General features: G+C 62.1%; 20 protein-coding genes and 6 pseudogenes. 6 read left to right on the forward strand and 20 right to left on the reverse strand.

What is annotated here, in order from left to right; genetic code table 11:
- Window positions 1-9: 9 nt before the first annotated feature.
- The 3 genes from ACFQAU_RS05140 to ACFQAU_RS05150 form a co-directional block, all read right to left on the reverse strand.
- Window positions 10-717: an SDR family oxidoreductase gene (locus ACFQAU_RS05140; RefSeq protein WP_132444670.1), complete on the reverse strand. Its 708-nt coding sequence runs from the start codon at window positions 715-717 to the stop codon at window positions 10-12.
- Between the two features lie 70 nt (window positions 718-787).
- Window positions 788-958, reverse strand: coding sequence for a helix-turn-helix transcriptional regulator (locus ACFQAU_RS05145; RefSeq protein ID WP_386280988.1), 171 nt, complete (start codon window positions 956-958; stop codon window positions 788-790).
- A 17-nt stretch (window positions 959-975) separates the two neighbouring features.
- Complete coding sequence (locus tag ACFQAU_RS05150; protein WP_386280991.1) at window positions 976-1,506, reverse strand: autoinducer binding domain-containing protein; 531 nt, start codon at window positions 1,504-1,506, stop codon at window positions 976-978.
- A 623-nt stretch (window positions 1,507-2,129) separates the two neighbouring features.
- On the opposite strand from ACFQAU_RS05150, the pseudogene ACFQAU_RS05155 reads away from it, so the two are divergent.
- The 3 genes and pseudogenes from ACFQAU_RS05155 to arsJ all read left to right on the forward strand — a co-directional run bounded on the left by ACFQAU_RS05155 (window position 2,130) and on the right by arsJ (window position 5,225).
- A pseudogene (locus ACFQAU_RS05155) lies at window positions 2,130-2,971 on the forward strand (arsenate reductase/protein-tyrosine-phosphatase family protein).
- Window positions 2,968-3,966 (forward strand): ArsJ-associated glyceraldehyde-3-phosphate dehydrogenase, encoded by a 999-nt coding sequence (locus tag ACFQAU_RS05160; protein ID WP_067939467.1) that lies wholly within the window; start codon window positions 2,968-2,970, stop codon window positions 3,964-3,966. The pseudogene ACFQAU_RS05155 and the gene ACFQAU_RS05160 overlap by 4 nt, the downstream one beginning before the upstream one ends.
- Window positions 3,963-5,225: an organoarsenical effux MFS transporter ArsJ gene (gene arsJ, locus ACFQAU_RS05165; RefSeq protein ID WP_132444674.1), complete on the forward strand. Its 1,263-nt coding sequence runs from the start codon at window positions 3,963-3,965 to the stop codon at window positions 5,223-5,225. Before ACFQAU_RS05160 ends, arsJ begins: the two co-directional genes overlap by 4 nt.
- A 3-nt stretch (window positions 5,226-5,228) precedes the next feature.
- Here arsJ and ACFQAU_RS05170 read toward each other — a convergent pair whose 3' ends face one another.
- The 12 genes and pseudogenes from ACFQAU_RS05170 to ACFQAU_RS05225 all read right to left on the reverse strand — a co-directional run bounded on the left by ACFQAU_RS05170 (window position 5,229) and on the right by ACFQAU_RS05225 (window position 19,648).
- On the reverse strand, window positions 5,229-6,734 hold the full coding sequence (locus ACFQAU_RS05170) for a mannitol dehydrogenase family protein (RefSeq protein ID WP_132444676.1): 1,506 nt from the start codon (window positions 6,732-6,734) through the stop codon (window positions 5,229-5,231).
- Window positions 6,735-6,806: 72 nt separating this feature from the next.
- The gene (locus ACFQAU_RS05175; protein WP_120350207.1) at window positions 6,807-7,811 is read right to left on the reverse strand and encodes an ABC transporter ATP-binding protein; all 1,005 of its coding nucleotides are present in this window, start codon (window positions 7,809-7,811) and stop codon (window positions 6,807-6,809) included.
- A gap of 15 nt (window positions 7,812-7,826) precedes the next feature.
- Window positions 7,827-8,657, reverse strand: coding sequence for a carbohydrate ABC transporter permease (locus ACFQAU_RS05180; RefSeq protein ID WP_067625898.1), 831 nt, complete (start codon window positions 8,655-8,657; stop codon window positions 7,827-7,829).
- Between the two features lie 12 nt (window positions 8,658-8,669).
- Complete coding sequence (locus tag ACFQAU_RS05185; protein WP_120350206.1) at window positions 8,670-9,536, reverse strand: carbohydrate ABC transporter permease; 867 nt, start codon at window positions 9,534-9,536, stop codon at window positions 8,670-8,672.
- Between the two features lie 118 nt (window positions 9,537-9,654).
- Window positions 9,655-10,959: an ABC transporter substrate-binding protein gene (locus ACFQAU_RS05190; protein ID WP_132444678.1), complete on the reverse strand. Its 1,305-nt coding sequence runs from the start codon at window positions 10,957-10,959 to the stop codon at window positions 9,655-9,657.
- Window positions 10,960-11,074: 115 nt separating this feature from the next.
- Complete coding sequence (locus ACFQAU_RS05195) at window positions 11,075-12,106, reverse strand: LacI family DNA-binding transcriptional regulator (RefSeq protein WP_132444680.1); 1,032 nt, start codon at window positions 12,104-12,106, stop codon at window positions 11,075-11,077.
- A 140-nt stretch (window positions 12,107-12,246) separates the two neighbouring features.
- The gene (gene eda / locus ACFQAU_RS05200) at window positions 12,247-12,900 is read right to left on the reverse strand and encodes a bifunctional 4-hydroxy-2-oxoglutarate aldolase/2-dehydro-3-deoxy-phosphogluconate aldolase (RefSeq protein WP_132444682.1); all 654 of its coding nucleotides are present in this window, start codon (window positions 12,898-12,900) and stop codon (window positions 12,247-12,249) included.
- 3 nt (window positions 12,901-12,903) lie between these two features.
- Window positions 12,904-14,711 (reverse strand): annotated as a pseudogene (gene edd / locus ACFQAU_RS05205) (phosphogluconate dehydratase).
- A pseudogene (gene zwf / locus ACFQAU_RS05210) lies at window positions 14,708-16,170 on the reverse strand (glucose-6-phosphate dehydrogenase). The pseudogenes edd and zwf overlap by 4 nt, the downstream one beginning before the upstream one ends.
- A gap of 149 nt (window positions 16,171-16,319) precedes the next feature.
- Window positions 16,320-17,246 carry a carbohydrate kinase family protein gene (locus ACFQAU_RS05215; protein WP_132444688.1) on the reverse strand — a complete coding sequence of 309 codons (927 nt, stop codon included), beginning with the start codon at window positions 17,244-17,246 and terminating at the stop codon, window positions 16,320-16,322.
- Between the two features lie 3 nt (window positions 17,247-17,249).
- Window positions 17,250-18,377 carry an ROK family transcriptional regulator gene (locus tag ACFQAU_RS05220; RefSeq protein ID WP_132444815.1) on the reverse strand — a complete coding sequence of 376 codons (1,128 nt, stop codon included), beginning with the start codon at window positions 18,375-18,377 and terminating at the stop codon, window positions 17,250-17,252.
- 200 nt (window positions 18,378-18,577) lie between these two features.
- Window positions 18,578-19,648, reverse strand: coding sequence for an alcohol dehydrogenase family protein (locus ACFQAU_RS05225; RefSeq protein ID WP_132444690.1), 1,071 nt, complete (start codon window positions 19,646-19,648; stop codon window positions 18,578-18,580).
- 71 nt (window positions 19,649-19,719) lie between these two features.
- Between ACFQAU_RS05225 and ACFQAU_RS05230 the strand changes: the two genes are divergently transcribed.
- The 3 genes from ACFQAU_RS05230 to ACFQAU_RS05240 all read left to right on the forward strand — a co-directional run bounded on the left by ACFQAU_RS05230 (window position 19,720) and on the right by ACFQAU_RS05240 (window position 21,730).
- Complete coding sequence (locus ACFQAU_RS05230) at window positions 19,720-20,196, forward strand: TetR/AcrR family transcriptional regulator (protein WP_386281005.1); 477 nt, start codon at window positions 19,720-19,722, stop codon at window positions 20,194-20,196.
- A 98-nt stretch (window positions 20,197-20,294) separates the two neighbouring features.
- Window positions 20,295-20,882 (forward strand): TetR/AcrR family transcriptional regulator, encoded by a 588-nt coding sequence (locus tag ACFQAU_RS05235; protein ID WP_132444694.1) that lies wholly within the window; start codon window positions 20,295-20,297, stop codon window positions 20,880-20,882.
- On the forward strand, window positions 20,879-21,730 hold the full coding sequence (locus tag ACFQAU_RS05240; protein ID WP_386281008.1) for a DMT family transporter: 852 nt from the start codon (window positions 20,879-20,881) through the stop codon (window positions 21,728-21,730). The genes ACFQAU_RS05235 and ACFQAU_RS05240 overlap by 4 nt, the downstream gene beginning before the upstream one ends.
- Window positions 21,731-21,826: 96 nt before the next feature.
- Here the strand turns inward: ACFQAU_RS05240 and ACFQAU_RS05245 are convergent, their stop codons facing one another.
- From ACFQAU_RS05245 to ACFQAU_RS05265, 5 genes and pseudogenes are all read right to left on the reverse strand, one after another.
- Window positions 21,827-22,786 carry a 2-hydroxyacid dehydrogenase gene (locus tag ACFQAU_RS05245; protein ID WP_132444698.1) on the reverse strand — a complete coding sequence of 320 codons (960 nt, stop codon included), beginning with the start codon at window positions 22,784-22,786 and terminating at the stop codon, window positions 21,827-21,829.
- A 3-nt stretch (window positions 22,787-22,789) separates the two neighbouring features.
- Window positions 22,790-22,951 (reverse strand): hypothetical protein, encoded by a 162-nt coding sequence (locus ACFQAU_RS05250; protein WP_165935563.1) that lies wholly within the window; start codon window positions 22,949-22,951, stop codon window positions 22,790-22,792.
- Between the two features lie 10 nt (window positions 22,952-22,961).
- Window positions 22,962-24,316, reverse strand: a pseudogene (locus tag ACFQAU_RS05255) (amidase).
- Window positions 24,306-25,723, reverse strand: a pseudogene (locus ACFQAU_RS05260) (TRAP transporter large permease). The pseudogenes ACFQAU_RS05255 and ACFQAU_RS05260 overlap by 11 nt, the downstream one beginning before the upstream one ends.
- A pseudogene (locus tag ACFQAU_RS05265) lies at window positions 25,720-26,303 on the reverse strand (TRAP transporter small permease subunit). Before ACFQAU_RS05265 ends, ACFQAU_RS05260 begins: the two co-directional pseudogenes overlap by 4 nt.
- Window positions 26,304-26,339 lie beyond the last annotated feature (36 nt).

Genomic DNA, 26,339 nt, shown 5'->3' on the forward strand with positions numbered 1-26,339 from the left:
CCTTCGCGGTTAAAGTTCGATGCGGATGTCGTGGATCCACAGTTTCGGCGGACGTGAGAGGACAAAGACCACCACATCGGCCAGATCATCCGGTTCGGTGAAAATGTGGTTCGGCACATCCTCTCCGGCCTTGGCGAACATGCCGGTATTGGTGCCCGACTGATACAGCCCGCCAATCCGCACGCCGGTGTTTTCCTCATCCGCCTTCAGCACCTCGGTAAAGCCGCGCACGCCGTATTTCGTGGCCGTATAAACCGACTGCCCCGCCTGCGCCACGACACCGGATTTCGACACGACATTGAGGATGATCGCCTCGTCATTGTCGCGCAGCGCGGGCAGCGTTGCCTGTGTCATCTGCATCAGACCGGTCAGATTGGTCTGCACCGTGGCCTGCAGCATCACAGGCGCGATTGTGTCGAGCGGCCCGGCCTTGTGCCAAATCCCGGCGTTGTTGATCAGGATATCAAGCCCGCCAAAGCGCGCCAACACCTGCGCCGCGGCATGGTCGATCGCCGATGGGTCTTGCAGATCGCAGGTCAGCCCCACGGCCTCTGCCGCGCCTGCGGCTGTGCAGGCCTCGGCCACCGCCTGCAACCGCGTCTCATCGCGGCCCAGAATGGCCAGCCGCGCGCCGGTCTCCGCCAGTTTCAGGCAGATGTGCCGCCCGATCCCGTCGCTGCCGCCGGTAACCAAAATACGTTTGTCGCGCAGTTCCATGTCGTTCTCCTATGCTGGCGGCGGCTTACCGCGCGACAAAGCTGCCGCCAAGCCCTGCCCGCGCGGTCGGTCAGATCGTGATGATTTGCGCCCGAATTGCCTTGGCCACCGCATGGGTTTTGTTGGTCACCTGGAGCTTTGCGCAGGCATTATAGAGGTGGTGGTTCACCGTGCTGGCCGCCACCGTCATGATCTGCCCCGTTTCCCAAGCGGTTTTGCCCACGGCGGCCCATTTTAGCACTTCCTTCTCGCGGGTGCTTAACCGCGGCCCCAGCGGGGCGCTGGCAAGATCGCCACGATGTCACTTTGGATCAAACAGCCCAGATAGATAGCATCGGCGATGATGCCACGCTTGTATTTGCGCCATTCATGAATGCGCAGGTCAGAGTTCAGCGTGAGCACCGCCTTTCCATGCAGGTGGTCCCGAATGGGGATCGACACGCCGTTTTGACGCACGCCAAACTCCATCGCCTCCCCGAAAAAATTGCGGGTGGTCCGGTCTACCTTGGGCAATTCGCTCCAGTCCACGGGCAAGGTGCCCTCAAGGGATTGGTCAACCACCGGGTCGATCAAATGATAGCTTTCCTCTTGGTAGCGCGTCAGCCAAGCCGGGTCATAGGTCGTGTGAATGACCGGATCGCTGTTGCCGGGGTTGGTTTTGTGAAACCCCAGATATGACAGGTTGTTCAACCCCATCTCCTGCGCCAAGACCTGCAGCATCTCGGTCGGCTTGATGTCTGGTCGTTGCTCTTTCAGGAGGAGGTAGCGGTCGGAAAGCGGGGTCACCATAGGGCGGCGTTCAAAAGCTCATTTGGTTAAAAACTGAGCACCTTGATAGGACGCCTCAACCCCTGAGGGAACATCACCGCCGTGAATGATTTCCCGGAATGGGGGAAACGGGCAGAGACGTTGCATTTTTGCCCTAATGACCAAGGGACAAGGCAAAGGACCGCCCGACCAAAGATCGGAACGTTCGCCCCCACGCTTGAGGCCGTGCAGGGCATAAAGCGGCCCCTGCCCGAAAACCTATGCGCCCCCTACAACAACAAAAGCGTCCAACTCAGCGGACAAGGGCGCGGCGTCCCGAAGCAGGGGCCGGAACAGAGCCAAATGGCAGGCCCTGTCAAAAGATCGCGTCAACCTGAGCGCGCATCTCTTGTTTGGCTATCATTAGCGCAGCCGCAAACTCCGATAACAAGATTCCCGCGATCGATCCTCAAGCATTTGTTATAGTTTGATTAAATTTCTGGCAGTTCTTGACTGATTGAGCCTGAGTGCGCCTGTAAACCTAGTAAAATTTATAGTCGCGAGTGAATCGTCAAAGCGAAGCATCGTTTTCATACGCCTGCAAGATTGCGCTGTTACAAAATTTTCACTGGCAATCTGACATATAGTTCTGTAATTCACGAATTATGGAACAAATAATTCCCAACCGCCTTGCCACCCTCGGCCATCCGCAGCGTCTCGCGCTTTTTCGGCTGCTGATGCGCCGCTACCCGGACCGGGTGCCAGCGACCGAACTGGCGCAAGCGCTTGGTCTCAAGCCCAACACCCTCTCGACCTATATCGGCGCGCTGATGCAGGCCGGGCTGGTGACCCAAGAACGGCAAGGCACCTCGCTGCGCTATGCGATTGATCTTGCGGCTGCCCGTGACACCATCGGCTACCTGCTGAACGACTGCTGTCGCGGACGGCCAGAGATTTGCCTCCCCTAACGTCTTCAGATGGAAACGCGGGCATGAGCGATGACAAGTTCAACGTCCTGTTCATCTGTACCGGCAATTCCGCCCGGTCGATCTTTGCCGAAAGCATCCTGCGCGACCTCGCGGGGGATCGGTTTAATGTCTACTCCGCAGGCACCCGGCCACAATCCGCATTGAACCCCTTCGCGGTAGAGGTGCTCAAGCAGAAGGACCATGACGTGACGCAGCTTCGGTCGAAACATATATCCGAGTTTCAGACCGAAGACGCGCCCGGTTTTGATTTCGTTTTTACCGTTTGCAATCAAGCAGCTAACGAAGAGTGCCCCACATGGCCCGGCCAACCGATCACCGCCCATTGGGGCCTGCCCGATCCGGTGAAGGTCGAAGGCTCCGACGCCGAAAAGAGCCTCGCCTTTCAGCAAGCCTATGGCACGCTGCGCAACCGAATGTTGGGCTTTACCAGCCTGCCACTGACCTCGCTCGACCGTATTTCGCTGCAAAAAGCGCTCGATGACGCGGGCCAAACCGACAAAGAAGGATTCTCCGCATGACCGTCTATGCCATCAATGGCCTTGGCCGCATCGGCAAGCTCGCCTTGAAACCCCTGCTGGATCAGGGGGCGGAGATCGCATGGATCAACGACGCGGTGGGCGACCCGGAGATGCACGCACATCTGTTGGAGTTCGACACGGTGCACGGGCGCTGGCAGGCTGATTTCGCGCATGACGCCGACAGCGTGAGCATCAACGGCACCCGCCTGCCCTTTATCGGCACCCGCGACCTCAGCGCGCTGCCGCTCGACGGGGTGGATGTGGTGATCGATTGCACCGGGGTCTTCAAAACCGACGCCAAACTCGCCCCCTATTTCGAGGCGGGGGTGAAGAAGGTGGTGATCTCGGCCCCTGTAAAAGACGGTGACGCGGCCAATATCGTCTATGGCGTCAACGATGATGTCTATGACCCTGCCCGGCACCGGATCGTCACGGCGGCAAGCTGCACGACCAACTGCCTCGCCCCGGTGGTGAAGGTGATCCATGAGGCGATGAAGATCAAACACGGCTCCATCACCACGATCCACGATGTAACCAACACGCAAACCATCGTCGACCGCCCTGCCAAAGATCTGCGCCGCGCGCGCTCGGCCCTGAACTCGCTGATCCCGACGACCACTGGCAGCGCCACGGCGATCACGCTAATCTATCCCGAACTCAAAGGCCGCTTGAACGGCCATGCGGTGCGGGTGCCACTGCTGAACGCTTCGCTGACCGATTGCGTGTTCGAGGTAGAGCGTGAGACGACCGTGGAAGAGGTGAACGCCCTGTTCAAAGCCGCAGCCGAAGGCGAGTTGAAAGACATCCTCGGCTATGAGGAGCGCCCGCTCGTCTCGGCAGACTACACAAACGACACTCGCTCAAGCATCATCGACGCGCCCTCCACCATGGTGGTGAATGGCACGCAGGTAAAAATCTACGCTTGGTACGACAATGAGATGGGCTACGCGCACCGTTTGGTTGACGTAGCGCTGATGGTCGGGGCAAGTCTGTGAGCCAGAGCGCGACCCGCCCCGAGGGGCTATCGGCCTATATCGCAGTCACGGCGGCCTATTGGGCCTTTATGCTGACCGATGGCGCGTTGCGCATGTTGGTGCTGTTGCACTTTCACCGGCTTGGCTTTTCGCCCGTGCAACTGGCCTATCTCTTTGTGCTTTATGAGATCGCGGGGGTTGTCACCAACCTCTGCGCGGGTTGGATCGCGGCGCGGTTTGGGCTGGCCTCGACGCTTTATGCGGGGCTGGGCTTGCAGATCGTGGCGCTGCTGGCGCTGGCGCAGCTTGATCCGTCTTGGGCGGTTGGTGCCTCGGTGGTGTTCGTCATGCTGGTTCAGGGTGCAAGCGGGGTGGCCAAGGATTTGGCCAAGATGTCGTCGAAATCCGCCGTGAAGCTGCTGGCGCCGGCTGAGGATGGCGGGCTTTTTCGCTGGGTCGCGCTGCTGACGGGCTCCAAGAACATGGTCAAGGGTCTGGGCTTTCTGCTCGGCGCGGCGTTGCTGGCCACGCTCGGCTTTGTCTGGGCGGTGCTGGGCATGGCCGCGATCCTTGCGCTGATCCTGATCGCCGTCCTGACCGCCATGCCGCCCGGCCTGCCGAAGGGCCGCAGGGGCGCGAAGTTCTCCGAAGTCTTCTCCAAATCCCCCAACGTGAATTGGCTGAGCGCGGCACGGGTGTTTCTGTTCGGCGCGCGGGATGTGTGGTTCGTGGTGGGCATCCCCATCTATTTCTACGCGGTCCTCTCGGACGGCACGGAAGAAAGCAACCGCGCGGCCTTCTTCATGATCGGCACCTTTATGGCGGTCTGGGTGATCCTTTATGGCTTGGTGCAGATCTATGCGCCGCGCTTGCTGCGGGCAAAATCTCGCCCTGCAGGTGAGTTGATCCTAGCCGCGAAGGGCTGGGCGTGGGCATTGGCCGCCGTGCCTGCGGCGCTGACACTCGCCGCGCTGCTCAGCGACGGACCGCAGACATGGCTCACCGTGACGCTTGTGATCGGCCTCTTGACCTTTGGCGCGGTCTTTGCGGTGAACTCTTCCCTGCACTCCTACCTCATCTTGTCCTTCACAAAGGCCGAGCGGGTGACGATGGATGTGGGGTTTTACTACATGGCCAATGCCGCCGGGCGGCTGTTGGGCACATTGATGTCGGGGCTGAGCTATCAAATTGGCGGGCTGCCCCTGATGCTGGGGGCGGCGGCGATCATGGTGGCCCTGTCGGCGCTGCTGGTCGGGTTATTGAAACCCGACCAAGGCTGACCGTTAGCCTGCTTTGCTGGCGCGACCGTTGCTTTGACCGTCCTGCGTATAGGCGGTCATCGCCGCGACGGCGCCCTCGTCCCAGATCAGCGTGAGCCAAGCGACAAAGGCATCACGGAAGGCGTCGACCTGCGCCAGATCACCGTAAAGGCGGTCTTGCTCTAGCCACGCTTCGGGCCGTTCCCGCGCGGCCTGCGCCACGAATTGCAGATCGTCCCAGATCGGATCATTCGCCACGATCTCGCTGCCGTTTTCGCGCGTGCCTGCACACATCCGCGCCCAGAGAGCTTCGACCAAGGCCAAGCCAGAGACTGAGCGCCCCGCCGCCAGTTGATCCCGCAAGATCGGCAGGACAAAACCGGTGTGCCGTGCAGAGCCATCAAATGCGACGCGGCGCGTGGTGTCGACGATACGCGGGTTCGAGAACCGCTGTTCGATCAGATCGAGGTATGCCAGCGGCGTCATCCCGGGCACCGGGGCTACCGTCTGGGTGATCTCTTCGGCCTGTACGCGGTGGAACATCGCGCGGATCGCCGGATGCGCCATGGTGGCCGAAATCGTCTCGATCCCCAGCACTTCACCGACGTTCGCCAAAACCTGATGGCCCGCATTGAGGATACGGATCTTCATCTTTTCATAGGCATGCACATCGTCCGAGAAGGTGGCCCCCACCTGATCCCAGTTGGGGCGGCCTGCGCAGAAGTCGTCTTCGATCACCCATTGGCGAAAGGCTTCATGCGTGACGGGTGCCGCATCGTTCACGCCAAACTCTCGCGCCTGCGCGATCTCGGCGGGGCCGGTGGCCGGGGCGATGCAATCGACCATAGAGTTGGGGAAACTGCCGTTCGCTTCGATCCAATCGGCCAGCGCCGGGTCGGACATCCGCGCCAGCGAAACGACCGCTTGGCGCAGGATATCGCCATTACCTAGCAGATTGTCACAGCTTAGCCCCGTGAACGGCCCCCGCCCCGCATCGCGGCGCAGCCGCAGGGCCGCGACGATGGCCCCAAAGGCGGTGCGCGGGGTGTCAGGGTTCGCCGCGTCATGGACGATATCGGCGTGGGCCGCGTCAAAGCCCTTGCTGACGGGGTCGATGTAATAGCCGCTTTCCGTGACCGTCAGCCCGACGATGCGAATGGCCGGATCGGCCATGGCGCGGATCAGAGCGCCGTTGCCTTCCTCGATCGGCAGGTAGTCGATCATGGAGCCCACAACCTCGGCCGAGGTCTGCGCGGGGTCGAGTTCGATCAGCGTCGTCAGACAGTCCTGCGCCAAGAGCTTCTCGCGCATCGCCGCATCATAGGGGCGCACGCCCGCGCCGAGGATCGCCCAGTCATGCGCTTGGCCGTTCTGCATCAGACGGTGCAGATACCACGCCTGATGCGCGCGGTGAAAATTGCCGACGCCGATATGCACGATGCCGGGGGTCAGGGCGCTGCGGTCATAGGTGGGCCGCGCGATATCAAGATCGCCCAGCGTCGCGTTCGAGAGGTCTACCAGTTTATCCATGATCCACATCCTTGTAGGGCCGCGCACCGGGGAGAGGGTGCGGGGGTCGGCCTGTCGTTCCTGTCGCTTGCATCACTCGACCCGAAGGCCCTGCGCATCGAACCGGTGCAGCTTGTCCGCCTGCGGGGTGAGGAAAATCCGGTCGCCATGTTTGACCGACAACTCCCCATCCACACGCACGGTCATCGGGTCACAGCCCGCGACACCGTGGATGTGCAAGAAGGTGTCAGAGCCCAGATGCTCGGCCACACCGATGGTGCCTTCCCAAGCGCCCTCGGTGGTGGAGACGTCAAAATGCTCGGGCCGGATGCCGATGGTCGGCGCGCCGCGCGCTTCGGCTTCGGCACCTTTGATGAGGTTCATTTTGGGCGAGCCGATGAAACCCGCGACGAATTCGTTGCGCGGCTTGTAGTAAAGCTCAAGCGGGGTGCCGACCTGTTCGATATAGCCCGCGCGCAGCACGACGATCTTGTCGGCCATGGTCATCGCTTCGACCTGATCGTGGGTGACGTAGATCATCGTCGTAGCCAGCCGCTTGTGAAGCTCGCTGATTTCCAGACGCATCCCCACCCGCAGCGCGGCGTCGAGGTTCGACAGCGGCTCATCGAAAAGGAACGCCGAAGGCTCCCGCACAATGGCACGGCCAATAGCGACCCGCTGGCGCTGACCGCCAGACAGTTGGCCCGGGCGACGGTCAAGGTAGTCAGTCAAGTTCAGCGCTTTGGCAGCCGCTTCGATCCGACGGTTTTGTTCATCCGCAGGCAGCCCGGCCATCTTCATCGGAAAGGCGATGTTCTTGCGCACCGACATATGCGGGTAAAGCGCGTAGGATTGGAACACCATCGCCAGACCGCGTTTCGCGGGCGGCACATGGGTCGCATCCGTGCCGTCGATGTCGATATGGCCCGAGGTGATATCCTCCAACCCCGCAATCAGCCGCAGCAGTGTAGATTTCCCGCAGCCCGAGGGGCCGACGAAGACGGTGAATTCGCCGTCTTCGATGGTCAGATCAAGGGGCGGAATGACTTCCACATCGCCGAAGCTTTTGGAAACCTGATTGAGTTTGATTTGTCCCATGTGACTGTCCCTTACTTACTTGACTGCGCCGAATGTCAGGCCGCTGACAAGCTGCTTCTGGCTGAACCAGCCGAGGATGAGGATTGGCGCGATGGCCATGGTCGAGGCCGCGCTGAGTTTCGCGTAGAAAAGACCTTCGGGGCTGGAATAGCTCGCGATGAAGGCTGTGAGCGGTGCCGCTTTGGCCGCTGTGAGGTTGAGCGTCCAGAAGGCTTCGTTCCATGCGAGGATGAAGTTCAAGAGCAGCGTGGAGGCAATGCCGGGGATCGCCATGGGCGTGAGGACATAGAGCACCTCTTCACGCAGGCTTGCCCCATCCATCCGTGCCGCTTCCAAGATCTCGCCAGGGATCTCGCGGAAGTAGGTATAAAGCATCCAGACGATGATCGGCAGGTTGATGAGCATCAAGATGATGACCAAAGCGATCTTGCTGTCGAGCACACCGAACTGGATGCAGAGCAGGTAGATCGGATAGAGCACACCCACCGCGGGCAGCATCTTGGTCGAGAGCATCCAGAGCAGGATGTCTTTGGTCCGCTTGCCGGGCACAAAGGCCATCGACCATGCGGCGGGCACCGCAATCAAGATGCCAAGAACGGTCGAGCCCCCGGCGATGATAATCGAGTTCCACAAGAAGCGCCCGTAGTTCGAGCGTTCCAGAACCGCCTCGTAATTGGCCAGCGTCCAATCAAAGCCGAGGAAGATCGGCGGATCGGCGATGGCCTGTGCTTCGGTCTTGAAGCTGGTGAGGATGGTCCAAAGGATGGGGAAGAAGATCAGGAAACCGATACCCCATGCGAGGGCCGTGTTGACGATCTTGCGTTGTCTGGTGACTGCGCGTGCCATGATGTCTCCTCCTCAGGCGTCCAGGTTCTTGCCGACGATGCGCATCAGGAAGATGGCAACGATATTGGCGAGAATGATTGCATAGACACCGCCTGCCGATCCGAGGCCGATGTTCTGGCTTTCCAGCACCCGCTGGAAGATGAGATAGGTCAGTGTTTTGGTCCCAAAGGCACCGCCCGTGGTCACGAAAATCTCCGCAAAGATCGACAGCAGAAAGATCGTCTGGATCAAGATCACCACGGTGATCGCGCGGCCCAGATGCGGCAGGGTGATATAGGCGAAACGTTTGGTGGCGGGGGCGCCGTCCATCTCAGCAGCGTCAAGCTGCTCGCGGTCAAGCGATTGGATCGCGGTGAGCAGGATCAGCGTCGCAAAGGGCAGCCACTGCCATGACACGATGATAATGATCGAGGTCAGCGAGGCTTGGCTCATCCATTGCACCGGGGTCGCCCCGAAGAATTCCCAAAGGTAGGCGAAAAGCCCGTAGTTCGGGTCCATGAACATGTTCTTCCACACCAGCGCCGAAACGGTGGGCATAACAAAGAAGGGCGCGATGACGAGGATGCGGACAAAGCCCTGCCCCCACATCGGCTGGTTCAACAGGATGGCGAGCAAGATGCCCAAGCCTACCGTGATCGCCAGCACACCGCCGACGATAATCAGCGTGGTCATCACCGAGGGCCAGAAGGCGCTCGAGGTGACGAAACGCACGTAGTTGTCAAACCCCACCCAGCCCAGATCACCGCCGCGCATCGGCAGGTATTTCTTGAAGGAAAAATAGAGCGTCATGGTCAGCGGGATGAGCATCCATCCAAGGAGCAAGACCACCGCAGGGGCCATCATCAGGCGTGCCGCTGATCGGGAATGTTGGGTAGCCATCGGGCACATCTCCTCTGCAGGCGGCGGATGCCGCGTTTAGGTGAAGGGTATCATATCAGGTGGTTGGGCGGAAAAGGGCGGCGGTGTTCGCCGCCCTTTGTGCCGGAGAAGCGGCGGCTTAGCGGTAGCCAGCAGCTTCCATTGCGTCGTTGGTCAGGTCCTGTGCCTTCTCAAGTGCCTCTTCGACGGTCTGCTGACCGGCATAGGCGGCAGAGAACTCTTGGCTCACGTCGGTCGCGATGCCTGCAAACTCTGGGATCGCGGCGAACTGAACACCGACATAAGGCGTCGGATCGACGGTGGAGTTCTCAGGATCAGCCGACAGGATCGAGTCCAGTGTCATCTGTGCGAAGGGCACTTTCTGATACTCGGGGTTCTCATAGAGCGACTTGCGCGCGCCGGGAGGAACGTTGGCCCAACCTTCGTTCTCGGCAACGAGCTCAATGTAGTCTTTCGAGGTGGCCCATTCGATGAACTCTTTCGCGGCATCTTCTTTCTGAGTGCCCGCCGGGATCGCCAGCGCCCAGGCCCAGAGCCAGTTGGAACGTTTGCCAAGACCTGTGTCCGGTGCCAGCGCAAAACCAACCTTGTCGGCCACGGTGGAATCATCGGCATTGGTCACGAAGGACGCCGCCACGGTGGCGTCGATCCACATGCCGCATTTGCCCTGCTGGAACAGCGAGAGGTTCTCGTTGAAGCCGTTGGAAGCGTAGCCCGCAGGGCCGCTTTCATCCATCAGGTCTTTGTAGAAGTTGATGGTGTTGGCCCAAGCCTCGGTGTCGAACTGGGCGTTCCAGTCTTCGTCGAACCAGCGTGCGCCAAAGGAGTTGGACATCGCCGTGATCAGCGCGCCGCCTTCGCCCCAACCGGCCTTGCCACGCAGGCAGATGCCGTTGATGTCGTTTTCACGGTCGGTCATGGCAGCCGCAGCTTCGCGGATGAATTCCCAAGTCGGGTCTTTCGGCATTTCCATGCCAGCTTTTTCCATCAGATCAGTGCGGTACATGATCATGGAGCTTTCGCCATAGAAAGGTGCGGCGTAAAGCGTGCCTTCGTGGCTCAGACCACCGGCCATGGCGGGCAGGATATCGTCTGCGTCATAGTCTTCGCTGAGGTCGTCCAGCGGCACCAGCCAGCCGTTCGCGCCCCAGATCGGCGTCTCGTACATGCCGATGGTCATGATGTCGAAAGAACCGCCCTTGGTCGAGATGTCGGTGGTGACGCGCTGGCGCAGCACGTTCTCTTCCAACGTGACCCACTCCACTTCGTGGCCGGTCTCTTCGGTGAATTTGTCGGTGTAGCCTTGCATCCGGATCATGTCGCCGTTGTTCACGGTGGCGATGGTGATCGTCTCAGCAAAAGCGCCGCCGCCCATGATCAGGGACATGGCTGTCGCGGCTTGCAATGATTTATTCGAGAACATCGATAGTTCCTCCCTCTATAGATGATGAAGCAAGACTAGCGATCCACATAACGCGCCGTCAACTTAAATTTTACGCGCGTTAATTATTTTTCAGGCAACTTGCGAACTCAAGGGGTTACGCAGAGGCCCGCATCACAAGTTTGCCCTCAAATAACGTCTCTTCGCGCTCAGCCAGCCGCGTTTCGCTTTCGATAATGCGGAACAGGGTGCTGGCCGCACGATTCGCGATGGCGCCATAATCCTGCGCGATGGTGGTCAGCGGCGGACAGGTGTAGCGCGAGAACGGGTGGTCATCCTGCCCCGCGATCCGCATGACGCAATCCTTGCCGTGGCCAACCCGCAGCCCCAACTCATAGGCCGCTGACAGCATCCCGATGGCTAGACGGTCGTTCGAGCACAGCACTGTATCCGTCTCAAATGCACCGGTTGAGATCAGCCGCCCGCCCTCGGTCGCGCCGATCTCTTCGAAATTCCATCCCTCGCCGGGCACTTGATAGATATGCGGTGCAAAGCCGTGCCGCTCCATCGCCTCTAGATAAGCCTGACGGCGTTTATTGGCATTGGGGTTGCTGGGTGTCTTCATCTCGAAAAAGCAGGGCGGCTCTCCGCTGCGGCACAGATATTCGACAATCAACTCCACACTTTGAAAATTGTCGGTACCCACGAAAGCCTCACAGACCCCTTCGACATTGGCGTCAAAGGTCACGACGGGCACATCCCGGCAAAAGCGCGCGATCGCCTCCCGGTCCGAGGCTTTGCCGAAGGGCGCCAAAAGCACGCCCGCAGGTTTCAGCGCCCGAAGCGAGTCGAGATTGGCCCGCTCTTGCGCCGGGTTGCCGTGCGAGCTGAGCAAGATCGGACTATACCCCGCCGCCAGACAGGCCAGTTCCACCTCGCGGCCAATCTCGGAAAAGAACGGGTCGGAGAGGTTGGGCACGACAACGCCGATGTTGCGGGTTTTGCGGCGGTTTTGGTTCACCGCATAGACATTGGGGCGATAGTCATGCTGGCTCAGCGCCGCTTCAATCTTCTCGCGGGTCGAGCGCCGTACGCTGTCGGGATCGTTAAAGTATTTCGACAGCGTGGGCCGGGAAATGCCACTTACAGCGGCAAACTCCTCCATATTGCGGATTTTTTGCTGCCCCATCTTAACCCTCCCTTGACGTAACGCTGCGCGCGTAAACTAAAGTCAATATAGAGATAAGTTCGGCCAGCCAGCAAGGGTCTGTTGACGGCAGGCTTTCCATGGCCGTCGCCAAAGCCAAACTGCCACCAGCCTTTAGGGGATTAGCCCGCCTTTCCTGATTGCGCTGCTGCACGCGCCAGCGCTTCGATCCCTGCCCAATCCTGCGCGTCGATCAGTTTCTTCGGGGCCACCCAACTGCCGCCCGCGCAAAGCACATTGGGCAGGCTCAGGTAGCTTTCCACATTGCCCGGGCTAACGCCGCCAGTCGGGCAGAAGGTGATCTGCGGTAGCGGTGCGCCGATGGCTTTGACCGCAGGCGCCCCGCCAGAGGCTTCGGCGGGGAAGAATTTCAGCATGTCATAGCCACGTTCCAACAGCCGCATCGCCTCGCTCGCCGTGGCGGCACCGGCCAGCAGTGGCAGGTCTTCTTCCTCGCAGGCGGCGATCAGCGCATCTGTGGCACCCGGTGAGACGCCAAAGGTCGCCCCCGCCCGTTTCGCCGCGCGCACGTCTTCGGGGGTGATCAGCGTTCCCGCCCCCACATGGCCGCCCGTGACTTCGGCCATGGCCGCAATCGCGTCGAGTGCAGCAGGCGTGCGCAGGGTCACTTCCAACGCAGGCAGCCCTCCAGCGATCAGTGCTTCGGCCAAGGGCCGGGCGTCGGCGACATCTTCGATCACCAGCACAGGCACGATCGGGGCAAGCGCACAGATTTCGCGGGTGCGACGGCTGGCGTCTTTTGCAGTAAGGGTCATGGATCAGCCTCCAAAAATGGTTGCGCCGGTGGTAGCAGAACCGACTGTGTCGCGGAACATAGCGAACAACTCGCGCCCCGTCCCGGCATGGTAAGCAGAAAGATCAGCGGTGACATTGGGACGGTCATCGAACCCTTCGGCCAGCACGTCAAGCGTACCGGCCACCGCGTCAACCCGCAGCATATCACCATTCTGCACCCGCGCGATGGGGCCGCCGTCGACCGCCTCGGGGCTGACGTGGATCGCTGCGGGCACCTTGCCCGAGGCCCCCGACATGCGGCCATCGGTGACCAGCGCGACCTTCTGACCGCGCCCCTGAAGAATCGACAGAAGCGGCGTCAGGCTGTGCAACTCGGGCATACCGTTGGCCTTTGGCCCTTGGAAACGGACGACAACGATCACGTCGTCGGTCAGCTCGCCCGCTTTAAACGCTGCCTTCACCTCATTCTGATCCGCAAAGACCCGCGCCGGGGCTTCGATGATGTGGTGTTCGGGCGCCACGGCAGAGACTTTCATGCAAGCGGTGCCAAGCGATCCGGCCATGCGCCGCAACCCGCCAGTGGGCTGGAAAGGATCGCTGGCGGGGCGAAGGATCTTCTCGTTCAGGCTTTCGCCCGCGCCCTTCTCCCAAACCAGGCCATCGGCCTTTAGCTTCGGCTCGGAGGTGTAATGCTCCAACCCCTGCCCGGCGACGGTATGGGTGTCGGGGTGCAGATGACCGGATTTCAGCAATTCACCGATCATATAGCCAAGCCCCCCGCCGCGTGGAAATGGTTCACATCGGCCAGACCGTTGGGATAGACCCGTGCCAGCAGCGGCGTGATGTCGGAGATGTCCGAGAAATCCTCCCAATCCAAAATGATCCCCCCGGCCCGCGCCATGGCGATAAGGTGGATCAGCAGATTGGTCGACCCGCCCGTGGCATTGAGCCCGACGATCCCATTCACGAACGCTTTTTCATCAAGGATCGAAGCCACGGGCGTGTAGTCATTGCCCAGAGCGCTCAGCGCCAGCGCCCGTTTCGCGCCCTCTTGGGTCAGCGCATCGCGCAGCATGCCGTTCGGTGGCACAAAGCTTGCCCCCGGCAGGTGCAGCCCCATGAACTCCATCAACATCTGGTTGGTGTTGGCGGTGCCGTAAAAGGTGCAGGTGCCCGGCCCGTGATAGGCGGCCATCTCGGCGGCCATCAGCGCATCGCGCCCGACTTCGCCCGCGGCAAACTGCTGGCGCACCTTGGCCTTTTCGTCATTCGACAGCCCGCTTTCCATCGGCCCGGCGGGCAGGAAGACGGCTGGCAGATGCCCGAACGCCTGCGCCGCGATCACCAGCCCCGGCACGATCTTGTCGCAGACCCCAAGGAAAACCGCCGCGTCAAAGGTGTTGTGGCTGAGTGCCACCGACGCCGCCAGGGCAATCACATCGCGCGAAAACAGCGACAGTTCCATCCCCGCCTCGCCTTGGGTCACCCCGTCGCACATCGCAGGCACACCGCCCGCTACCTGCGCGGTGCCGCCTGCGGAACGTACCGCGTCGCGGATCAAATCAGGGTAACGCTCAAACGGCTGATGCGCCGAGAGCATGTCGTTGTAGGTGGTCACGATCCCGAGGTTGCCTGCGCTGGTGGTCGCCAGCCGATCCTTGTCTTCGCCAGACGCGGCATAGGCATGGGCCTGTCCGCTACAGGACAGATGCGCGCGGGCCGGTCCCTTGGCGCGGGCGGCTTCCATTCGGTCGAGGTAGGGGCGCCGGGTCGCCTCACTGCGGGCGATGATACGGTCGGTGACGCGGTCAATCGTGGAATGCAGGGTCATTGGTCGTCCTTTCGTGTGATCTCGCGCCAGCGGCGGCCGTCGCGGTGCATCAGCATCAGCGCCTCTTCGGGGCCTGAGCTGCCGGGGTCATAGGGGTACGGGGGTTGCCGGGTCTCTTCCCAGCCGTGAATGATCGGATCGGCCCAAGCCCAAGCGGCTTCGACCTCGTCCCCGCGCATGAACAACGTCTGATCGCCGCGGATCACGTCCATGATTAGCCGCTCATAGGCGTCTTGCGGGGTGGCCTGTTCGCCCAAAGCATCGGCAAAGGTCATATCCAGCGACACTTCGGCCAGACGCATGCCACCGGGGCCGGGGTCTTTGATGGTGTTGCGCAGGGTGATGCCTTCGTCAGGCTGCAGGCGGATGATCAGGGCGTTGCCTTTATGGCCCTCCATCGCCGGGAAGATCATATGCGGCGGGTCGCGGAAGATCACTGCGATCTCGGAACTGCGGCCACGCAGTTTTTTGCCCGTACGCAGATAGAAGGGCGTGCCCGCCCACCGCCAATTGGCAATCTTTACCTTCATGGCGACGAAGCTTTCGGTGCGGCTGTCGGGGTCGCCCGCATGATCGCAGTAGCTGCCCTCGCCCTGCGCGGCGCGGTATTGGCCGCGGGCGATGTCCTTCTGGACGACCGGCTCCAACGCCTCGATCACCTTCACCTTCTCATCACGCACCGCGTTGGGGTCAAAACGCGAGGGCGGCTCCATCGCCGTCAGACACAAAAGCTGCATCAAGTGGTTTTGCACCATGTCGCGCATGGCGCCGGATTTATCGTAATACTCCCCCGCCCTTCAACGCCGAGGCTCTCGGAAACCGTAATCTGAACATGGTCGATATGGGTGGAATTCCACAGCGGCTCCCAAAGGGCATTGGCGAAACGCAGCGCCATGAGGTTCTGCACCGTCTCTTTGCCGAGGTAATGGTCGATGCGGTAAATCTGGCTCTCATCGAAATTGGCGCGCAGATCGGCGTTCAGCGCCTGCGCGGTTTCCAGATCATGGCCAAAGGGCTTTTCGACGACGATCCGGCTGTCGGCGGTGGCGATGCCGTGGTCATGCAGCTTGCCGCCGATCGTCCCGAACAGCGACGGCGAGACCGAGAGGTAGAAAGCCCGCACGACATCGTCGCGCATCAGGTCTTTGAGATCCGCCCAGCCCGCATCGCCCGAGGCATCCACGCGCACGTAATGTACCATGCCAAGGAACCGCTCCAAGGCGACGCTTTCTTGCGCGAGCTTGGGGGCGAACTCCAGCAGGCTGTCGCGGATCATCTTGCGAAAGGCATCAGCATCAAGCTCGGAGCGGGCCGCGCCGACGATCCGTGCGCCTTCGGGCATCTGGCCGACGGTGAAACGGTGGAACAGACCGGGCAGGATCTTGCGCCGGGCAAGATCGCCGGTCGCGCCGAAAATGACAAGGTCGAAAGGGTCAACGGGGATTACGCGCGATACCATGGGGTCAGCCCTCCTGCCTGCGTTGATGCGCGGCGGCACCATGTTTTCGACTGCTCAAAGCCATCGCCATCCCTCCTGCGCCCTCCTCAGGGCGGCCAATGGTAGCGCTAACATATCTGAGCGAAAAAGATAGGCGGTTCTTCAACATTTCATATTTCCTCTACCCAAGGCGCGTTCGCCCCGGCGCGCGAAACGGTCACGGCGGCGACGCGCGCGCCATAGGCCAGCGCCTCGGTCAACACTTCGGGCGAAAGGGTGGCGAGCGCGGATTTATGGAGCTGACCCAGCTCAGACATCTTTGCCAAAACGCCTGCGTTGAAGGTATCGCCCGCCCCCACCGTATCGACGATTTCGGCTTTCACGGCAGGCACTTGCACCTCCTCACCATTGGCGAGATAGCCCATTGCCCCCTCGCCCCCACGGGTCAGGATGACAACCGACGGCCCCTTGGCCAACAACTCGGCCACCTTATCGCGCAGCGACAGGGGCGCCGGGTTGATCCAGTTCAGATCCTCATCCGATACCTTCACGATGTCCGACAGCGCCAGCATCCGGTCGAGCCTTTGGCGGTACCGCTCGATATCCTTGATGAAACCGGGGCGGATGTTGGGGTCGATCATCACCGCACGGCCTTCGGCGTTTCGCGCCAGCAGATCTGCATAGGCATCCGCGCCCGGCTCGCAAGCCAAGCTGATCCCGCCGAAATACAGCGCCGAGACTTCAGCCGAGAGCGCGGGCATATCCCCCGGCGTGATCATGCGCCCGGCCGAGTTTTCGTCATAGAAATCATAGGTCGCATGGCCACCGACCAGCCGAACAAAGGCCAGCGTCGTCGGACGGTCGGACACCACCAGATGCGAGACATCCACATGGCTGGCCTTCAGCCCATCGACCAACTGCCGCCCGAACATGTCAGACGACAGGCCCGAGAGCATCCCCACCTGCGCCCCGAGCCGCCCCAAGGCGATGGCCGTATTAAAGACCGCTCCGCCCGCATGGGGCACAAAGCCGTCGGGGCCTGCGGTGGTTGGGGTTGGGATCATATCGATCAGGGCTTCTCCGCAGCAAAGGATCATCTGTCAGCCTTTCAAAAATGCGTCGCGGTCGACGAGGAAACGGTCCGAAAGCGGCAGGCTTGCCGCGCCAAGCGCGCGGGCGTCGCTGCCGACGGTCCCTTCGCGCAGGGCCGGAAGGGTGACGCCCGGCAGGGGCTGGGCGGCAAGATGGCGGCGGGTGCGCGCCACCAGATCCGCGCGAATTGTCTCAGGAAATGATCCATCGATCATCACCGTGTCAAAATCGATCAAGCATGTTGCGGCGCGGACCGCCTGCGCCAGCGCCTCGGCAGTGCTGTCGAGCCATGGGTCCAGAATGCCGGCGGAAAGTTCCCAAGCCGCCAGATCGCTCCACGGGGCGCGGCGAGTCTCTCCGGCCTCCTGCAACGCCGCCTCCAAGACCGCCAAAGATGCCACATCGACCAATTGCCGAGGCACGCCCCCGACCAGCGGCATGGAGCCGAGCGCCCCCGCATTGCCGCTTTTGCCGGTGTAGAGTTTGCTATCCAGCACCAGCCCACCACCCACGAAATAGCCGATGTAGAAATACAGAAAATCGCGCGGCTTGTTCTGCGCACCAAAAACCAGTTCGGCCCCGCAAGCGGCAGAAGTGTCATTGCAAATGGAGATCGGTAGATCGAGCACCTCCGCCAAAGCGGCTTCGATATCAAAGTCCTGCCACGCGCTCAGATCGCCGCCCGCAACCTCCCATTCCCACATGCCAAACGGCAGGGCGACCCCCAGTCCCGCCACCCGCGCCTGCTGGTCAGCGGTCAAAGAGGCGAGCGTGTCCTGCAAAGCGCGCCGCGCAAATTCCATGACCGCAGCGGGGGTGGGATGGGCATAGACCTCGCTGCTGCGGCGCGTCACTTGGCCTTCGAAGTCGGTCAGGATCAACGCGACACTGCGCCGCCCGACCTTTAGCCCCAGAAAGAAGGCCCCCTCCGCGTTTAGGCTGATCGGCACCGAAGGCTGCCCCACCCGGCCCCGCACCCGCGCGCCTTTTTTCAGCAGTCCATCCGCTTCGAGGGCGCGCATAATGACGGATACAGTCTGCGCCGACAGGCCAGTGAGCCGGGCAATCTCTGCCTTGGATGTAGGGCCGCTGCGCCGGATAAGCGACAGGACGAGCCGTTCGTTATAGGCCCGCATCCCGCTCTGGTTCGAGCCGCGCGCGGTCCGGTCGGCGAATGTCTGTAGCTGCTGCAAACTGGCCTCCCCTCCGGTTCATGCGGCGTCTCGAAGAGACAAATCCCAAATGGGAGGGGGTGAGTCAACGATTAAATCAATCTAATTTACTTATTGGCAAGGAAGAGCCGCCTGCCCCTGTGGCAAACGGCCCATTTTCGCGCTTAACCGGCCACCGTGATGCCGATCTTTCCCATGTGAGATTTCTCAAGAAAGGCTTCCTGCGCCTTTTTAAGGTCTTGCAGCGCATAGCTTTCCGCGACGACAGGCCGGATTTCTCCGCGTTCGATATACCCCACAAGGTCGGCAAAAACGCTCGGTTCCTGCCGCGTGCTCCCCATGAGGGTCAGATCTTTGAGGTAGAGCGTGCGCAGGTCCAACTCGACGATCGGCCCGGCAATCGCGCCCGAGGTCACATAGCGCCCGCACGTCACCAGCGCATCAAGCAGCTTGGGCCAACGCGCCCCGCCAACAAGGTCGAGCACCACATCAAAGGCATCCTCCGGCAGCGCCGCATCCCGGTCGAGCGTCTCATCCGCGCCGAGCGCCTTCAGCGCCTCCATCTTGCCGGGGCTGGTCACCGCCGTCACATGCGCCCCGCGCCGTTTGGCCAGTTGCACCGCAGCCGAGCCGACGCCGCCAGAGGCGCCGGTGATCAACACACGCTCCGCCCCCAATGCCGCGCGCTGGATCATCCCTTCGGCAGTCGAAAAGGCGCATGGAAAAGAAGCGAGTTCGAGGTCCGTGAGTGCGCTGTCGATCCGTAGCGCATTGCTGGCCTCGGCGGTGGCGTATTCGGCAAAACCGCCATCCCGTTCCGATCCGAAGGTGACCAGGTCATCCGGCCCCGCCCCCGCAGGGCTGTACATGGGCCGGATCAGAATCCGCTCGCCAATCCGCCCCTCATCGACGCCCTCGCCCACGGCCACGATCTCTCCGCAGCAATCGGCGCCTTGGATGCGCGGAAAGCTCAAGGCGCCGGACCAGCCGCCATCGGCGTCCGAGGCGCCGTCGTAGCCCTCGCTCGCCGCCGACCCGGTATCGCCTCGCACCGCTTTGGAATACCAGCCCGTGCGCGTGTTTACATCCGTGTTGTTCACCGCCGCCGCGCCGACGCGGACCAAAACCTCTCCGGCTGCGGGCTTTGGCACCGCAACGTCTTCGCGCCACTCCAGTTTGTCCAAGCCGCCGTGGCCGGTCAGCCGCATGGCTTTCATCGTCTCTGGTAGGGTCATCGCTTCGGCTCCTTCGAGTGTAGAATGATTACTCTACTTGCGTAGGTAGAGGGCTCCCTACATCGTCAAGCATGACAGATACCCAAAGCAAAATCGCCGCCGGGCTTGAGCGTGCCTTTGCCGCCCGCGGTTTCGCCGAACCCAGCGTCGAAGACCTGCGCGATGCGGCGGGGGTAAGCCTGCGCACCCTCTACAAATACACCCCTTCCCGCGCTGAAATGGTGCTGGCGGCATTGGAAAATCGCCAACAGCGGTACCTCGCGCTGGTCTTCGACGACCTACCGCAGGCACCCGCCGACGCGCTGGAGGCGATCTTGGCGCGTGTCGGGCAGTGGATGGAAACGGAAACCTCTCACGGCTGCCTGTTCCATGCCGCCGTCGCCGCCGACCCCGGCAGCGACAGCCTGCGCGCCCTGCTGACGCGGCACAAGGCCGAGGTCGCGGCCAAGGCCGCCGCGGCCACCAATCTGGCGGGGGCCGAGACGGCTTTATTGCTCATCATCGAAGGGCTCACGCAGACTTGGCCGCTTCGGGGGCGGAGGCCGTGACCGCCGCGCAGCGTTTGGCGCAGGCGCTTTCGCGTCATCCAGAGGCTTGCGTGGGGGTATAATTAGGTATACCGGTCTACCTACCCGCAGGAGAGACCATGCCAAAGGTCCCCAGACAACGCCCCGCCCATGATCGGCTGATGCAGGCCGCGCAGGAGCTGTTTTACAACCACGGCATCAGTGCCACGGGGATCGACGCCATCGTCGCCCGTGCGGGCGTGGCCAAGAAAAGCCTCTACAACAACTTTTCCTCCAAAGCCGATCTGGTGAGCCAATGCCTAGAGGCGCGGCACGCGGAGTGGCTTGCGCTTTACGCCGAGCGGGCCGCTGCCGCACAGACACCTCAGGCGCGGGTCTTGGCCGTCTTCGACGCCTATCAGGATCATGCAGAATGCGCCTATGAGCGCGGCTTTCGGGGATGTGGCCTGTTGAACGCGGCGGCAGAGCTTGAGGCAGGCGATGCCGGGCGCGACGCGGTGCGCCAGCACAAAGAGGAGGTGGAGCGCATCTTGGCCCAGCACCTTGCCGAATTATTGCCCGAGGCCCCGGACCGCGCCGCCGCCACCGCCGCGCATCTTGCGTTTCTGTTGGAAGGCGCGATGGCCCGCGCCGGGCTTGAAGGTGACAGCCGCCGGGTGCGCACGGCGCGCGCGATGGCCGAAGATATGCTAAGGACGCTTACGTGATACTGGGCCACCGCTGGGGCGTGATCGCCATCCTTTTCGCGGCCGTCGTCTGGGGCACCACCGGCGCCGCCGCCACCTTTGCCCCCGACGTGAGCGCCGCCGCCATTGGTGCTGCGGCCATGGGTCTGGGCGGGATCGCGCAGGCCCTTTGGGCCGGGCGCGGCATCCTGAACCAGCGTGCGCGGCTCTGGCAGCAGCGCCGCCTGCTGGTCATCGGCGCAGTGACGGTAGCGGTCTATCCGCTGGCCTTTTACGGCGCCATGCGGCTGGCGGGGGTGACGGTGGGCACGGTCATCACCATCGGCTCTGCGCCGCTGCTCTCGGCGCTGATCGAGTACCTTCTGGATCGCCGCCGCCTGACCCTGCGCTGGTCCCTTGGCGCGGCGGTGGGGCTGATCGGCATGGGGCTGATCTGTTTGGCCGAAAACGCCGCCCATGGGGAAACGCTGCGCGCGCCATCGGTTCCCTTGGGCGTCTTGCTGGGCCTGATCGGGGGCTTCACCTACGCGCTTTATTCGTGGAGCGCGCGCAAGATGATGCTGCAAGGCACCGGCTCTACCGTGGCCATGGGAGCGACCTTCGGGCTGGGTGGGCTGCTGCTGATGCCGGTACTGCTGGTCTCGGGCGGGGCTTTTCTGGCGTCATGGAACAACGCCGCCGTGGGGCTTTATATGGCCGCTGTGCCGATGTTTTTGGGCTATATCGCCTTCGGCTACGGCCTTGCCCGGGTGGAGGCAAGCATGGCCACCGTGATCACCCTGTTCGAGCCGGTCGTCGCCGCGGTACTCGCCGTGGTCATCGTGGGCGAACGCCTTCCCCGCTTGGCTGGATCGGCGTGGCGCTGGTGATTGGCTGTCTTGCCATCATCACCCTACCCTTGCCATCACGGCTGCGCCGCGGCGTGCCTGCGCAGCCGCCGGGTGTCGCTTGACGGGCCGCCGTCGCTACAGCTGATCCGGCGGCGTCTCTCCCCGGAAAAAGTGATCGAGGTTGTCCAGCGCCTTGAACCCCATCGCATCGCGGGTGGCCACGGTGGCGCTGCCGACATGCGGCATCATCATCACGTTGTCATGGGCGGCAAAGGCCGGATTGCCGCCCGGCTCGGTCACGAAACAATCCAGCCCCGCCGCGCCGACATGGCCCGAGGTCAGCGCCTCAAGCAGCGCCGCCTCATCCACCAGATTGCCGCGCGCGGTGTTGACGATTACGCAGCCCTTGGGCAGACGCGCCAGCCGTGCTGCGTTCAAAAGGCCGACGGTTTCGGGTGTGGCCGGGCAGTGCAGCGATAGGAAGTCCGACACCGCCAGCAGGTCGTCCAAGTCGGCGTGATAAGCCGCGCCCGCCTCCTCCTCCGGGTTCAGAGGGCGGCGGTTGTGGTAATGAATCTCCATATCCAGCCCGCGCGCCTTGCGGGCAAAGGCGCGGCCCACGCCGCCCATACCGATGATCCCGAGCCGCGCACCGGAGAGCTGTTTGCCGACCAGCATCGCGGGCGACCACGACTGCCACTGCCCGCTGCGCACAAGCTGGTCCCCCGCCACCGCATGCCGCGCAGCCCCCAGCATCAGCATCAGCGCCAGTTCTGCCGTGGCATCCGACAGAACGCCGGGCGTGTTCGTCACGACAATTCCCCGCGCCTTGAGGCTGGGCAGGTCGCAGTGATCCACCCCGACGGAGTGGTTGGCGATGATCTTGAGCCGGGGGTCAAGCTGGGCCACCACATCGGCGCTGAAATGCTCGGAGTGACAGGGGATCATGCCATCGACCCGCGCGCTCATCGCGATGATATCCTCGGCGCTGCCGGGTGCGTCAGCCGGATCCCAGATCACCTCATAGTCACGCCGCGCCCGGTTGAGCGTGGCGTCAGAAAGCTGCCGGGTGATCCAGATGACAGGCTTGCCCATGGGTCAGTCCCGATCCTTCCGACTGGAGGTGAAGAAATCATAGGCCACGAAGGCCAGCGTCACCGCGACAATGATGATCAGATCAATGCTGGGCACCTCAACCGCGAGGATCAGCAGAAAGATCGCAATCGCGGCAAAGGCGAAAAGAGCAAGTAAACGGTTCATGTTTCAATCCTCATTGGGTTGCGCCATCGGCCCAGTCGAAAAGCCATTGTGCGCTGCGCATCAGACGGCCGTCTTGGCCGTGTCCGCCGACCAGTTGCACGCCCATCGGCAGCCCGTCTTCCGATGTCATCAAAGGCACGTTCACACAGGGGCTGCCACAGAGCGTCCATAGCCCGTTGAAAATCGGATCCCCGGTCGTGTCCAACCCGTGCGGTGCGGGGCCGGTGGCCGATGGGCACAAAAGCACGTCGCAGCGGGTCAGCAATTCTTCCAGCGCGGCGGTCAGCACCTTGGGCAGATCGCGGGCCGATTGGTAATCGCGGGCCAGTACCTTGTTGCCCGCCTCCATCGCCTCGCGGGTTGCGGATGAGAGCAATTCGGGAGCATCGCGCAAATAGGGGTAATAGTGATAGGCCATTTCGGCAAAGTTGATGCGTTTGCGCGCCTCGGCCGCCCCGTTGAAGACCGCCGGAAGCGGCAGCTCAAACGCCTGATCGCCGAGCGCTGCGACCAATTCTTCGAAAGCCGCGTGAAGCTGCGGGTCGGCATCCTCCCACCCCGGCGGGCGCACGAAACCAAAGACCGGCGGGATCGGCGGCGCGGTGGTGGTCTGCACCAAAAGCGCGGGCTTGGGGGCAAGTTCGGTGGCGCTGTCTTCGGGGTCATGGCCAAATAGCACCTCGGCCAGCAGCGCCGCACCGGCGGGATCGCTGGCAAAGATACCAATGGTGTCGAGCGAGGGTGACTGCGTCAGCACCCCCGGCGCGGGATCGCGCCGAAGGTCGGTTTGAAGCCGGTGACCCCACAATAGGACGCAGGCCGGATCACCGAGCCGCCCGTCTGCGTGCCGATGGCCAGCGGCACCATGCCATCCGCCACAGCCGCCGCCGAACCTTGGGACGAGCCGCCGGGGCTATGCGCCGGATTATGCGGATTGGTGGTCTTGCCCGGATGCATGAAGGCAAGCTCGGTCGTGACCGTCTTGCCCATGATGATCGCGCCCTCGGCCTTGAGCCGCTCCACGATGAAAGCATCGCGCAGCGGCACGCGCCCCTTGTCTTGGGCCGCGCCGTTCTCAGTCGGGATGCTGCGGGTGTCGATCACGTCTTTCAGCCCCACCGGCAGCCCGTGCAACCGCCCAAGCGGTCGGCCCGCCCGACGATAACTGTCGAGCGTGCGGGCCTGTGCGCGGGCGAACTCGGGATCGAACCACGCCCAAGCGCCCACGACTTCCTCGCGCGCTTCGATCCGCGCGATGTAGCTTTCGACCAGCGCCAGCGCGTCCAGCGCGCCGCTCGCCAAGCGGTCCCGCAGTTCGGTCACGCCAAGTGCTGCCGCTGCGGTCATCCTTGGCTCAGCGCCCATAGAACACCTCCGGCAGGTAGAAGACGATCTGCGGGAAGACATACATCAGCACCATCGACAGGATCACGCAGAAGAGGAACGGCATCACGCCCGCGAAAATCTGCGTCAGACGCAACTCGGGCGGGGCGATCCCCTTGAGGTAATAGGCCGACATGGCCATCGGTGGCGTTAAGAAACTGGTCTGTAGGTTCAGCGCCACGAGGATGCCAAAGAACAGCGGATCAATCTCGAACACCGCCAGCAGGGGCAAGAAGATCGGCACGAAGATGATGATGATCTCGGACCATTCCAGCGGCCAGCCCAGCAGGAAGATGATGAGCTGCGCAAGGATCAGGAACATGATCGGCGACAGGTTCAGCGACTGCACGAACTCGGAAATCACATGCTCCCCCCAAGGTAAGAGAACACCGCCGAGAAGGTGTAGGAGCCGACGAAAAGCCAGCAAACCATCGCCGTGGTGCGCACCGTGAGATAGACACTCTCGCGCATTCGCTGCCATGTCATCGCGCGGTAAATGAAGGCGAGGAATATGCCGCCCAATGCGCCGATCGAGGCCGCCTCTGTCGGGGTGGCGAGGCCGAAGAGGATCGAGCCCAGCACCGCGAAGATGAGGAAGGCAAGCGGCAGGAAGGATGTGGCAATCATCAACAAGAGCTTGCCCATCGGCATATCCGGCACTTCATCCGCCGTAGGCCGCGGAGCGGAGGACGGCTGCAAGAGCGAGCGCCCGATGATGTAGACGAGATAGAGCCCGACCAGCGTCAGCCCCGGCAGCAGCGCCGCCGCATAGAGCCGCACGATGGAGACATTCGTTGCCGCCGCATAGACGATCAGCATGATCGACGGCGGGATCAGGATGCCCAACGTGCCACCCGCGCAGATGATGCCCGCCGCAAAGGACGGATCATAGCGGGCCTTCAACATCGCCGGCAGCGCCAAGAGGCCCATCAGCGTCACAACAGCACCGACGATCCCGGTAGCGGTCGCGAAAAGTGCGCAGGTGATCAACGCCGCGACCCCCATGGAACCGGGGATGTTCTTCGACGCGATGTTCAGCGTGGTGAAAAGCCGGTCGACGATATTTGACCGCTCCACGATATAGCCCATGAACAAGAACAGCGGCACGGCGGTCAGCACTTCGTTCGACATCACCGTAAAGGTCTGGTTCACGAAGAGGTCGAATATTCGGTTGTTGAATAACCCCTCGAACCACGTCGTCCATTGCTCCCATTGCCCGGCCCCCTCGTCCAGCCGGTCAAAGCTGCGCCACATGCGGCGCGCGTCGAAATAGGCGTAGTAGCCAAAGCCGATGCCCATCGCCATCAGCGTGAAAGCAATCGGAAAGCCCAGAAAGACGAAGACGATGAAGAGCCCGAGCATCATCAGGGCAATTTGCGGATCGGTCATGTGATATGGTCTTTCTCGGCCTTGTTGGCTTCGCGCATCATGAGGTCTTCGGTTTCAAAGACATCTTCCTCTGCTTCGAGCCAGTAATTTGAGCGGATTGCGATAAGACAGCGGCAAACCTGTGCAATGCCTTGGATGAACAGCAGGATCCCCGCCGCCACGATGATCGCCTTGAATTGATAGATCGGCACGCCCGCCGGGCTGTTGACCGACACTTCGCCATATGACCAAGATCGGGCGGCGTATTTCCATCCCGCGAGGATCAGCGCCGTGACCCCGGGGAAAAAGAAGATGATGTAGAGCACGAGATCGATCATGCCTTGGGTGCGCGGCTGGAACAGCCGGTAGAGGAAGTCCCCCGCACATGGCCGCCCCGCGACAGCGTATAGGCCCCGCCCATCATAAAGAGCGTGCCATACATGATGAAGGACACGTCCAGCGCCCAAGCGGTCGGGTTGTTCAGCACATAGCGCACAAAAACTTCGTAGCCCGTGCCGATCGACATCAGCAGAATGAGCCAAGCGAAAGCCTTGCCGAACCATGCGGAAAGGTTATCGGCGAACCGAATGAAAGATATCATGATGTCCCCAGTGTCTCGTAGAGCCCCCGGCGCATG

This window comes from Sulfitobacter profundi (assembly GCF_042661425.1).
Taxonomy (GTDB): domain Bacteria; phylum Pseudomonadota; class Alphaproteobacteria; order Rhodobacterales; family Rhodobacteraceae; genus Sulfitobacter; species Sulfitobacter profundi.